This window comes from Chamaesiphon sp. OTE_20_metabat_361 (genome assembly GCF_031364565.1).
Map to the genome: position 1 here is coordinate 1 of NZ_JANLWO010000610.1, position 11,339 is coordinate 11,339.

Genomic DNA, 11,339 nt, shown 5'->3' on the forward strand with positions numbered 1-11,339 from the left:
GGGCATCGATCCACCCTGCCCAGTTACCATCCTACACGCCCACTCGCATGGGCGATCGAGTCTGCTGAATCTCCACTAATGTCGGTACCACCATTGACTTACCAGTCATTTCCGGTGGTTGGGGAATCTGGAGAATCTCTAGAATTGTCGGTGCGAGATCGGCTAGTTTACCATCCTCACGCAATACGACATCCGTACCGTGTCCGGGTAGTTGACGGCGTTCGCCTTCGACCAAAATCAGCGGTACTTGGCTGGTAGTATGTGCCGTCCAGGGATTATCGTTTTCGTCGCACATATATTCGGCATTCCCATGATCGGCAGTAATAATCGTCGTACCACCGACTTTGACTACGCCTTCGAGTAATTTGCCCAGACAATCATCGACAGCTTCGATCGCTTGAATTGTCGGTGCCATTTTTCCGGTATGTCCGACCATATCGGGATTGGCATAATTGACTACGATTAGAGCATAAGTCTGCTTGGCGATCGCGGCGAGGACGACATCAGTAACTGTTGCCGCCGACATCGCCGGAGCGCGATCGTAGGTACTCACTTGAGGACTGGGAATTAATTCTCGCTCCTCACCTGGGAGCGGTTCTTCCCTACCACCGTTAAAAAAGTAGGTGACGTGGGCGTATTTTTCGGTTTCGGCAACTCGAAATTGCCGTAAGCCTTGTGTCGCAACGACTTCACCCAACATATTCTGTAGCTGCTGCGGTTCAAAAGCGACTAATACGGGAAGAGTCGAATCGTATTGGGTAAACGTCGCAAACGTCAGCGGCGTAATTTGCGATCGGATGAACCCGGTAAACTTGGGACTGACGAGGGCGCTAGTAAGCTGTCTGGCACGATCGGGACGGAAGTTAAAGAAAATGACCCCATCACCCGATTCGATCGCACCTGGGGCGATTCTGGTGGGAGGGATGAATTCATCGGTTTTATCGGTGGCATAGCTCTGGGTCAGCACGGTAGTTGCATTTTGACCGCTACCAGCGCCAGGATCGGTCATCACGTCGTAAGCGAGCTTAACTCGATCCCAACGGTTATCCCGATCGAGGGCATAGTAACGACCGCTGACGGTAACAATTTTACCGACACCAATGGCGGCGATCGCGTCTTCAATTTTTTTGACGGCTAATAAACCATCGCGCGGATCGGTATCGCGTCCGTCAGTGATGACATGTATGCAAACTTCGGTCAGGTCGGATTTTTTGGCGAGTTTTAATAACCCGATTAAATGATCGAGATGGGAATGAACGCCACCATCCGAGCAGAGTCCGAGCAGGTGTAGTTTACTCTGGCGAGCGCGGACATCTGCACAAACTTTGACTAGGGCGGAATTCTCTAAAATACTACCGTCGCTTACAGCATCAGAAATGCGGACTAATTCTTGGGGGACGATCCGCCCAGCACCGATATTGAGATGCCCGACTTCTGAATTGCCCATCTGACCATCAGGGAGTCCTACAGCGCGTCCAGATGTATTAATGAGTGTGTGTGGATAAACAGCCCACAAACTATCCATGTTCGGCGTTTTGGCTTGGGCGATTGCATTGCACTGGACATCGGGGCGATATCCCCAACCGTCTAGAATTACCAGCACCACCGGAGCTACAGGTGCTTGCACCATACTATTCTTTAGCCTTTTGTTGTTAAGAATAAGGTCGTGATTATCATAGCAGTTATTCGCAACTTTTTGCTGAGTAAACTGCTATTTGAGACTATTGAAATACCTGTGTGCAGGCAGTTTCATAGTTAACTTAATTTCACTTAGCTATTTTTTTTCAGTCAGTTCGCGGACTTTTTCAGTCAATCGCTCCGCCCAAAAGGCATTTCCTTGCTGTGGCTGCTGTCGATACAATTCGATCGCTTTGCGGTAATCGGCGATCGCGCCGTTGGTATCTTTCAACTCTAACTTAGCTTCGGCTCGATCGCGCTACCGATCTGGTTCGGTTGGCTCCAGTCCGATTAGCCGATCTAGGGCAATAATTTTGGTATATGCGGCTAACGCACCTGGCGCATCTCCTCGCGATTGCAGCCGTAGTGCCCGAAATAAGTGTACTTGAGTGTATTTCGGATCGAGCAAAATTGCCCGATCGAAGTCAGCCAGTGCTTGGGAAGCATTTTGATTACTATAAAAAATTCCGCCCCGAAAGAAATAAGCCTGGGGATTCTTGGGATCTAACTCGATCGATCGATTGAGATCTGCCAAAACTTGCGATCGATCGCCCAACATCTGATACACATTCGATCGCCAAAACAAGCAATCTTCATCATGTTTTTAAAAACCACCGCTCGCGTTGGCGTAGCCTCTCCTGTGGAGAATCGAGATACCTCGCACTCTTGGTAGATATTAGATAGTTGGGTTAATTTAGGTTTGGGTGGCAAATTCATCTGAACGAATGCCAATGTAGCTGTCGATCGGGGATAAATAAGTAAGATCGATTCGTTAGTATTAATCTGGATATATTTAAGGTATGATGTGTCCGAGCATTTTCAACTTAGACTAAATATCCATGAAATTTACCCCAATTTCCCTAGCGATTGCGATCTCTAGTATTTGTATAGTGGCATTGCCATCTGCGACTGCTACCACCCCGACACAGCCCGAATTACGGCAGATTAATCTCATTGGTTTGTATGAAGAGGCTAGCCTCACTCCCGTTCAAAAGAATGGTAAATGGGGTTATGTCAGTACCGCTAACAGACAGGTGACTAAGTTCATCTATGACGAGGCTGATTCTTTTTATGAAGGAATGGCTAAAGTCAGAGTTGGTAATAAATATGGATTTGTTAATATTGCTGGCAAACAAATTGTTCCAGCTAAATATGATGAAGCATATTACTTTGATAATGGCATCGCCCAAGTAAAGCTCAATAATAAGTTTGGCTTTATCAATCGAGCTGGAAAAGTTATCATCCCGCTAAAGTACGATGAAGCTGAAACATTTAGAGATAAAGACCAAAAAATTGCCTTAGTAAAATTTCAGGGTAAGTATGGATTTATCGATCGCACTGGCAAAGAAGCAATTCCCATAAAATTCACTAGTGCAAGTACCTTTTACGACCAAGATTTGACTTGGGTATCGATCGACAATAAGTATGGATATATCGATAAAACTGGCAAGCAAGTAATAGCACTGCAATTTGATGAAGCTCAATCTTTTTTTGAAGGTACAGCCCGCATCAAAATTGGTGAGAAATGGGGCTACATCGATAAAACTGGCAAACAATTTATTCGTCCTCAATATGAAGAAGTCGAAGACTTTAGATTTGGATTGGCAATAGTCAAGCTTGATGGTAAAAGTGTATATATTGACAAAAATGCCAAAGTTATCTGGAATCGTGACGGTAAGTAATCGTTAATTACTTCCGAACCAGTTTCAAGTTAGACATTTAAAATGGATAGTGAATAGCTTGCACTGAGCGACAGATAAGACACCTTGTAGGGTGGGCACTGCCCACCATCAGGGTTTCAGATGATTCTAGTAGTTAAAATAATTGTGCCGAGCTACTTACATTGATGTAGTCATATTCTCCATCAAGACACAATAAACCCGACTTCTATAGAAGTCGGGTTTATTTGCTAACCTAATTGAATTAATTAGACTTAGACGCTAACAGTAACTTTAGGCGACGGGTATACACCTTTAGCATACTTAGCTGCAAACTCTTCGAGCGATGCAGTTTTGATTTTGCTACCATTACCAGCAGACCAGAAAGCGTTATAACGTTCCGCACATACTTTCTGCATGTACTTAATCGAAGGCTTCATGAAGTGGCGCGGATCGAATTCTTCAGGCTTGCTGAAGAGAGCTTCGCGGACTGCTGCGGTGATGGCGAGACGGTTGTCAGTGTCGATGTTGACTTTCCGGACGCCGCATTTGATCCCTTTTTGAATTTCTTCTAAAGGTACGCCGTAAGTTTCAGGGATTTTACCACCGTACTTGTTAATCAGTGCGAGTAGATCTTCGGGTACCGAAGACGAACCGTGCATGACTAAGTGAGTATTGGGGAGACGGTTGTGAATTTCTTCAATCCGACTGATGGCGAGGATTTCACCAGTAGGTTTGCGGGTGAATTTGTAAGCACCATGGCTGGTACCGATGGCGACTGCTAGTGCATCTACACCAGTAGCTTCGACAAATTGGACTGCTTCATCGGGGTCGGTGAGCAGTTGGTCGTGAGACAACGCACCTTCAAAACCGTGTCCGTCTTCAGCTTCGCCCATCCCGGTTTCGAGCGAACCCAAGCAACCGAGTTCGCCTTCGACGCTGACGCCGATCGCGTGCGCGACTTCGACGACTTTACGAGTAATATCAACGTTATATTCAAAACTTGCTGGCGTCTTGGCATCAGCTTCTAATGAACCATCCATCATGACGCTAGTAAAACCCTGTTTCATTGCTGAGTAGCAAGTTGCTGCGCTGTTACCATGATCTTGGTGCATGGCAATGGGAATATTGGGATATGTTTCCACTGCTGCTAGGACTAGGTGACGCAGGAATGCTTCACCAGCATAGTTTCTCGCGCCGCGAGATGCTTGTAAGATGACTGGGCTATCGGTTTCTTGAGCAGCCTGCATGATTGCTTGGATCTGCTCCATGTTGTTGACGTTGTATGCGGGGATACCGTAGCTATTTTCAGCCGCGTGATCCAGCAAAAGCCGCAATGGGACGAGTGCCATTAGAAATTCCTCCTATAATTTAAATCTTTTTGTCTTGTCGTTGCTTGGTTGATTTTCATGGTCGGGAAACCCGACCGAAAATCAATCCGCTTTTTTATTCGGGGGGAACCCCCGAATAAAAACGCCGCAATATTCGATCGCTCCTCGTTGGCAAAAGCGTTCCGAAGGCAGGTCGGCTATTTAACGATCTTTTTTTAACTAAAGATACTTTACCAAAGATCTGTGAGTATCGATACTCCCTTGGTAATAAAATTAGTCAAGATGCTAAAATTAATGCCCGCTCGGATACAACACAGCGATCGAGTTTTGGCAACAGGCTAACTCGATCGCTATTTAGTTGGGTACATGGGACGCCCGAGGGTCGAACTCGGGGCCAGTCGGTTAAAAGCCGAATGCTCTACCACTGAGCTAGCGTCCCTTACGGTCCGATCGAATCAGACCTTTACTAAGATAACACGGACTTTTAATTTAGTGCAAGTTTTATTTAGGCAAATTTGGCACTAAAGGTAATTTTGCAGTTTAAAGTCTCGCCTGGAGCTACATGTAGCAGATCCTTTCCTGTGTTCAAACTGTTGCGAGGAGCCGTCCATGGCTCTAGACAATAAAAATCTTTATCAGCCACCGTCCAAAAGACGACAGTCCGGTAATTCGGACTCGATGCCATCGTGAGGGTGAGTTGTTGTCCGGCATCCCGAACGATGGCGACGTTTGCCTTGACATCGGTAAAAGCCGCGTCAATTTCCGCTTGACTAAAATCAAACTTGCCCGCGAAGGCATGAGTCTCACCTGTCTGCTTTTCTTGATAGCTATCGGCGGGAATCTCAAATGTCAGCCGATCTTTGGCAGGAGCGGCAAAGTAGGGGTGTAGTCCCGTGCTAAAAGGCATCGGCGTCGCGGACTTGTTGGTATAAGTCTGGTCGATAATCAGATCGCCCCCAGCAAGACGGTAGGTAAAGCTGACGCTAAAATCAAAGGGGTACACTTGGCGAGTCTGGTCATTGCTCTCCAATACCACTGTCAAGCTAGCATCGGTATCGGTAGATTGGCTGACTACTTGCCAGGGTAATTCGCGGGCGAAGCCATGTTGCTTGAGTGCGTACTGCTTGTCACCAATCGAGTAAGTATTGTCTGGTAAGTTGCCGCAAATGGGAAATAAAATCGGGATCCCCCCACGGACGCTCAATTTGGGATCGGTAAACCGCTCGGCATCTAAGTACAGTAACTCACGATCGCCCACCCGCCAACTGGTGGCAATGCCACCGCGATCGGGAAAAACCGTCAGCGAACTCTGGCTGCGTGTATCATTCAAGACATAAATTGGCTCGATCTGGGACTGTTTGGTGACAGTAAACATCTAATTTTAGGGGATAGTTAGGACTGAGTTGTTGCTAGGCATAGACTTGAGCTGCTGCTTGCGCCAATCCTCGCATTGTTAGCTATTATGCTCGATTTGTTAAGCAAACCGACGAGTAAACGGGTATCATAGTTATATAGGCTACACGATCGCTGTTAGCAAAATATCGATCGAGTAATTCAAAGCCCCTGTAGTCAGGCGACATCTCATTATTAGTAATGACATCGAATCTTAGACCCGATCGTTATCATTTCATCAAGGGCTATCGCCATTGGCGTTACGTCTCTAATGGAGAATCGACCAATGCAATCTTCAAATCTTGGGTGGATGGTCACATTAAGTTCCTCAACTAAACCGACTGCATCTAGTTAATTTTGGGAAAGCTAATCTAGCTATACATACTCAACTAGTAGTAAGACTAGATTTCCACTTCCAGCGCCAGATTTATTTGTTTAGGAGAGTTCAAATATGTTACATCGCAAGATTTATCAAATGTGCGAAGATGGTCGGGAAGTGTGTATTTTCCTGCGAGATCAACAACGGTGGATCGAACGTGCGCGCATCACCGACATCGAAGGCGACCTAGTTACCATCCGCTATGAGACTGACGAAGAAGATGAAGTCTCATCCTGGGAAGAAATGGTGCGACTCGAAAGCATTGCTTCGATCAGTCAGAAACTAGCCTCCGTCTATCGTGGGAACGCTGAGCCACTGGTTTCCGATGACTGTCATGAATTAGAGCAAATCCGTCCGGCGACTCCAGAAGAGTAATCGTCATCCAGGAGCCAGCGGCTAAGCCGCTGGCTCCTAATTATTAGCTGAGGTCTGGAAAGGTTTTTTGATATGGCTCGTAGATCTAAATCCCTCCTAACCCCCCTTAAAAAGGGGGGAACCAGATCCGGAAGTCCCCCTTTTCAAGGGGGATTTAGCGGCTCGGTATGGGCGGGGTTCCCCCGCACACAAAAGCGGCATTTTTATTCGGGGGGAACCCCCGAATAAAAAAACGACAAGACAGCGAGGCAAGACAGGGGGATTCCCACCAATTTCGCTTCTCACTAAAGGTGTATACACCGTAGCCTTAACAAGGGGGATAGGAGGGATTTCTAGGGTTTATGCTTAAAAGAATTGACTTTCCAGATTTCCTCTTAGCTGAAATCGGGATTTAAAACCTTAGTGCGTTGCTGAACCCGAAGATGCAATTATATTATAAAAAGGGGGTAGCAACAAGTAGAGAATTGTCCCCATCTTTTATAATAAAAATCCTATGTTCGACCCTTTATTTGCGCGCGCTGGTGTCCTCTGGGCGTTAATTATTGAGTTTATTCAGACAGATCGCGGTAGTATCGCTAGTGCCTTAGAAAGCTATACTGACAGAAAATTGCGCCGCCATCCACAGTTAGATTCAGGACAACAAAAACTCCTCCTGCATCGCTTTGCGATCGAGGGTGAAGTAGATGGCAAAACACCACTAGAATTATTTCTTGCCAGTCGGACGGACTTAAGCCTTGCAGATCGGCAGCTCATCGGCAGTTGGCGGCGGAGCTTCGTTGGGTTATTATCGATCGTCCAAATCTTCCCTAATGGTTTGGAAGTGATGAATTGGGTGACGGCGCGGCATTACCGGATTCAATTTACAGATCTGGAGTCTCAAGCGGCGATGAGCCGACTTAAAGAGGGCGAAGTGATTGTCGCACAGATCGCGCAGATCGTCGGTATTGACTGGGCAATTTTAGCTCCCTGGGTGACTTTGGGCAGATTGGGACGACCGAAACTGGCAGTAGCTGTCGGAGCTTTTCGGCAAAATTATCCTCACTATCTCTACAGCGATGCACCAGCAGAATTAGCTGCTGCTTGGGAATCTGTAGCAGTTTATCACGATCGCTTTGTCGAATTTTTTGGTGCTGATGAAGTTACCCTCCCCGGCGCACAATTGCAAAAACGGATCGGTGAATTCCAAGATTGGCTGCTGGAGAAACAATTAGATGCCGCCGGGATCGATAAGTCTAAATCGCTCTCCGAGCTAGCTCTAGAGGCTGGCGTTGATGCCGAAGATGTCCAAGCTCTCACCAGCACTCTCGGCATCCCCGAACCCATCCCCGAACCCAGTGCTGCACCAGCGCCAACTGCCAAGCCTAACAAAATGGTAGCACCCAAAGTCGAACTGCCACCGCAGTTACGCTCGGCTGCTGCTGTGACCGCGCTCAGCCATCATTACTGGGGACAAATGTTTTTAGTGGATTACCCCCGACTAAAAACGCTGCTAGAACTAGATCGTTCCCAATACCTACCTGCCGATCTCAACTTCTTTCGCAAATGCCTAGCCGAGCCGCTACTGAACGCCGCAGTGTGGCGGCGGCTGGCATCAGAATTTCCGCACCAGCTCCAAATAGCGATCGCCCAAACGCTCGATCGACCAGATTTCCACCTATCCACACTCGACTCGGTACTAACTAAATACAACAAACCGCTAGAGCCAGATCTCCCCGATCTCGCCAGCGTTCCCATCCATTTGCACGAACTGTTTCAAGCCGCAGTTCGCGAAGTCAGCAAAGATAAAGTTAAATCTAAGTCGCAACCTAAAAAGGGCGGATTTGGCGCAAAAAGTTAAGAATCGATCGACCACTCAGAGTCTAACTAAGCGATCGGCTAAACTAGGGGAATCCGAACTTCAAAGTAGGTTCAAGCTGTAAATTAAATCGGTAAAATTAAAGCATCTACCTAAACATTAGCGATGGAGAGTTGAATTTATGTTAAATGTTCTAATTTGGGCAGTACTCGGTCTAGTTGCTGGGGCGATCGCTAAGATGATTTATCCGGGAACTCAAGGTGGCGGCATACTTGCGACGATCGCCCTTGGGATTACTGGTGCATTTGTTGGGGGGTTTCTGCATACCTTTATAACGACTGGCAGATTGGCTTTGGCGGCAACTGGTGGCTTCTCACTTTATTCAGTTATTTTTGCCGTATTAGGCTCGCTTGTCGTGATCTTTTTATGGGGATTGGTCACTAGAAATGCTTAGTAAATAGTACCATTTGCCTATAATCTTCCGCTCGTTCCCCGCCACAACAATCGGCTCGTCAAAATTCACCTACTAGAGCCGATCGCTTGTGGCAATTACAGTTAGGTTTTCGTCTGATGACTTGTAAAATTTACTGAGTCGGTGGAGATATCTAGATTTAGCGTCAAGTGGCAGTTGCGAGTACGATCGTTAAACTCACCCGCTCGATCGGGTAAGCTCAGCCACAATCCCGTTGACTTGGCATGCGGTCGATCGCGCTCTGTGCTTGAAATTTTGAGCGCGGGGATTTTTTTACTGTTCGGGTCAGCGTACACAGTAACTAAATATTCCTGATAAACTATATGGATATGAAACATTTTTCTCAACCGCAGGTGCGATCGACTCAGGCAACTGCTGGCCGCGAAAGTCAGCGATCGCTAGAAAGCAACAGATCGGCTTCAACCGCAACGGAGCTACCTTGAGTGAATAATAATAGTACTAATGTATTTCAATTCAATCTACCGCGATTTCAATCCTGGCTGGCAATTGTCGCAGTCTGCTTACTGTTGGGCAGTGTTGGATTGGGATGGGTGGTAAAATCAGCACTGATTGTGGTGGGATTGGCGATTGCCACTCCCGTTATCGGCTTTCTAGGCTTTTTCTGGTGGTTGCGCCGCAGTATCGTTCAAGCTCAATGCCCGGTATGTAGTTATCAACTGCAAGGCATCGATGGCAATGAGATTCAGTGCAGCAACTGCGGTGAAGTACTCAAAGTAGAGCGGGGGCAATTGCTCAGAGATACCCCACCAGACACGATCGACGTTGTTGCTGTCGAAGTCATCTCCGAATAGGCAGTGGCGAGCGAATTGTCAACCAGTCTCGGTACATCGATCGCGATCTTCAGCTCATTTTCGTAGCGTCGGTATCGGAAATAGCGAGCGACCGTCACCGATAATCTAACTCTAGAATTTATTAGCATAGGGTAAAGACAACAACTCTGCCCGTCTATCCCCTCAACCTCAATTTTCAGCGCATGACTACCCCAGAATCCCAAGATTGGCAAACCCGCATCCGCAATCTCAAGAGCAATTTCGATCGCGCTACAGGATCGGAATCCGAACATCTCAACCAAATTGACGTTGATGCTTCTAGCTTCGGTTTCGATACACTTCAGGGCAGCTATCGACAATTTCTGAACTGGTTTAATGGGATTCCTTCTAGTGGTAAGCTACTGGCGATCGCAGGTGGTGGATTATTGAGCTTGACGCTGATTAAAACCGTTTTCCAACTCATCACGTCGCTAATAACGCTGTCTGTATTTGGCATTATTTTATACTTGGTTTACCGTTTTTTGATTTTACCCAAGGGTAGCGATCTCTAGCAGCCTAGGTTGACAGAATAACTCCATCCCAGTTCGCTAAGCCGATTTTCGATCCGAGACGAGCAAAAAAAAGTGAGGATTGCTCCTCACTCTAAAATTTTGGTTCCTGAATTAAATAGACTTCCTGCCAAAGATCGTGGACGGTGCTTGGAGGGAAACCCTGTTCCCTCCCCAACTTCGCTGTAGTTTCTCCTAAAGCCCAAAGTCTAAAGCCTAACTTCCGCAGAAGGCATTAACCTAGAGTTGGGTCAATTACCTCATGCGGCGAGTAATTAGCTCATTACAGCCTCTTCTGGTTGCAGTAGCGTAGACAATTGCTTAACGCCGCGTTGGAGGTGACGAGTGACAGTCATGGGACTAACGCCAATTCTTTTGGCAGCTTCTTTGCGAGGTAATCCCTTGATATAGACAAATTCGATCGCTTGCTTCGTCTTGGATTCGAGTTCGCCAATCGCCCCTTCTAATTGCTGACGTTCTTCTTCGAGGTATTGACGCTGCTGTTCGCGAGTATCTGGTAAGCTGTCGCCCAAAGTCACTGGGCAATCGAGCATTTGTCCCACAGTTGCATCCAAACTTAGTGCTTGACGATTGTGTTCTGCGGCTTGAGTCTCTCTCCATTCGTTTACTGAGACATTCAACACTGCGGCGATTTCTTCATCCCGAACTTTTCTACCTAATTTAGCCGTTAACTGTTGACGAACTTTTTCACCTTCTTTTTGGAGTTCCTGCCAACGACGCGGAATCTTGAGGACGCTGCTCTTATCGCGGAGGAAGTGAAGGACTTCACCTCTAATGTAGGGAACGGCGAAAGAGCTAAAAGCACAGCCTTGATGGGGATTGAAGCGTTCGATGGCGCGAATCAAGCCTAAGTAACCAATCTGTTCCAAATCTTGATAGGGTTCTGCACATTGACGACCG

The 11,339-nt window shown here is 47.0% G+C and carries 13 protein-coding genes and 1 tRNA gene; 6 read left to right on the plus strand and 8 right to left on the minus strand.

Annotated elements, in window-relative coordinates; all coding sequences use genetic code 11:
• Window positions 1–31 precede the first annotated feature (31 nt).
• The 3 genes from gpmI to RMO35_RS17510 all read right to left on the minus strand — a co-directional run bounded on the left by gpmI (window position 32) and on the right by RMO35_RS17510 (window position 2,236).
• Window positions 32–1,630 (minus strand): 2,3-bisphosphoglycerate-independent phosphoglycerate mutase, encoded by a 1,599-nt coding sequence (gpmI, locus tag RMO35_RS17500; RefSeq protein ID WP_309742615.1) that lies wholly within the window; start codon window positions 1,628–1,630, stop codon window positions 32–34.
• 144 nt (window positions 1,631–1,774) lie between these two features.
• Complete coding sequence (locus RMO35_RS17505; RefSeq protein ID WP_309742617.1) at window positions 1,775–1,909, minus strand: hypothetical protein; 135 nt, start codon at window positions 1,907–1,909, stop codon at window positions 1,775–1,777.
• A 27-nt stretch (window positions 1,910–1,936) separates the two neighbouring features.
• The gene (locus RMO35_RS17510; RefSeq protein WP_396134975.1) at window positions 1,937–2,236 is read right to left on the minus strand and encodes a tetratricopeptide repeat protein; all 300 of its coding nucleotides are present in this window, start codon (window positions 2,234–2,236) and stop codon (window positions 1,937–1,939) included.
• 280 nt (window positions 2,237–2,516) lie between these two features.
• Between RMO35_RS17510 and RMO35_RS17515 the strand changes: the two genes are divergently transcribed.
• Window positions 2,517–3,359: a WG repeat-containing protein gene (locus RMO35_RS17515; RefSeq protein ID WP_309742622.1), complete on the plus strand. Its 843-nt coding sequence runs from the start codon at window positions 2,517–2,519 to the stop codon at window positions 3,357–3,359.
• Between the two features lie 251 nt (window positions 3,360–3,610).
• Here the strand turns inward: RMO35_RS17515 and fba are convergent, their stop codons facing one another.
• From fba to RMO35_RS17530, 3 genes are all read right to left on the minus strand, one after another.
• Complete coding sequence (gene fba / locus RMO35_RS17520; protein WP_309742624.1) at window positions 3,611–4,687, minus strand: class II fructose-bisphosphate aldolase; 1,077 nt, start codon at window positions 4,685–4,687, stop codon at window positions 3,611–3,613.
• 346 nt (window positions 4,688–5,033) lie between these two features.
• Window positions 5,034–5,105 (minus strand) — tRNA-Lys (locus RMO35_RS17525).
• 66 nt (window positions 5,106–5,171) lie between these two features.
• Complete coding sequence (locus tag RMO35_RS17530; RefSeq protein WP_309742626.1) at window positions 5,172–6,041, minus strand: aldose epimerase; 870 nt, start codon at window positions 6,039–6,041, stop codon at window positions 5,172–5,174.
• 468 nt (window positions 6,042–6,509) lie between these two features.
• On the opposite strand from RMO35_RS17530, the gene RMO35_RS17535 reads away from it, so the two are divergent.
• From RMO35_RS17535 to RMO35_RS17545, 3 genes are all read left to right on the plus strand, one after another.
• Window positions 6,510–6,812: a DUF6679 family protein gene (locus RMO35_RS17535; protein ID WP_309742628.1), complete on the plus strand. Its 303-nt coding sequence runs from the start codon at window positions 6,510–6,512 to the stop codon at window positions 6,810–6,812.
• A 493-nt stretch (window positions 6,813–7,305) separates the two neighbouring features.
• Window positions 7,306–8,649 (plus strand): hypothetical protein, encoded by a 1,344-nt coding sequence (locus RMO35_RS17540; RefSeq protein ID WP_309742630.1) that lies wholly within the window; start codon window positions 7,306–7,308, stop codon window positions 8,647–8,649.
• Window positions 8,650–8,788: 139 nt separating this feature from the next.
• A complete protein-coding gene (locus tag RMO35_RS17545; RefSeq protein ID WP_309742632.1) occupies window positions 8,789–9,061 on the plus strand; it encodes a GlsB/YeaQ/YmgE family stress response membrane protein in 273 nt (90 codons plus the stop codon).
• A gap of 101 nt (window positions 9,062–9,162) precedes the next feature.
• Here RMO35_RS17545 and RMO35_RS17550 read toward each other — a convergent pair whose 3' ends face one another.
• Window positions 9,163–9,375, minus strand: a complete 213-nt coding sequence (locus RMO35_RS17550; RefSeq protein ID WP_309742634.1) for a hypothetical protein — start codon at window positions 9,373–9,375, stop codon at window positions 9,163–9,165.
• A gap of 147 nt (window positions 9,376–9,522) precedes the next feature.
• On the opposite strand from RMO35_RS17550, the gene RMO35_RS17555 reads away from it, so the two are divergent.
• Both RMO35_RS17555 and RMO35_RS17560 read left to right on the plus strand, forming a co-directional pair.
• On the plus strand, window positions 9,523–9,891 hold the full coding sequence (locus tag RMO35_RS17555; protein WP_309742636.1) for a hypothetical protein: 369 nt from the start codon (window positions 9,523–9,525) through the stop codon (window positions 9,889–9,891).
• Window positions 9,892–10,073: 182 nt separating this feature from the next.
• On the plus strand, window positions 10,074–10,421 hold the full coding sequence (locus RMO35_RS17560) for a hypothetical protein (RefSeq protein WP_309742638.1): 348 nt from the start codon (window positions 10,074–10,076) through the stop codon (window positions 10,419–10,421).
• A 272-nt stretch (window positions 10,422–10,693) separates the two neighbouring features.
• On the opposite strand, the gene RMO35_RS17565 is transcribed toward RMO35_RS17560, so the two are convergent.
• Window positions 10,694–11,339 (minus strand): sigma-70 family RNA polymerase sigma factor (locus tag RMO35_RS17565; RefSeq protein WP_309742640.1); only part of this gene is annotated, 646 nt, incomplete at its 5' end.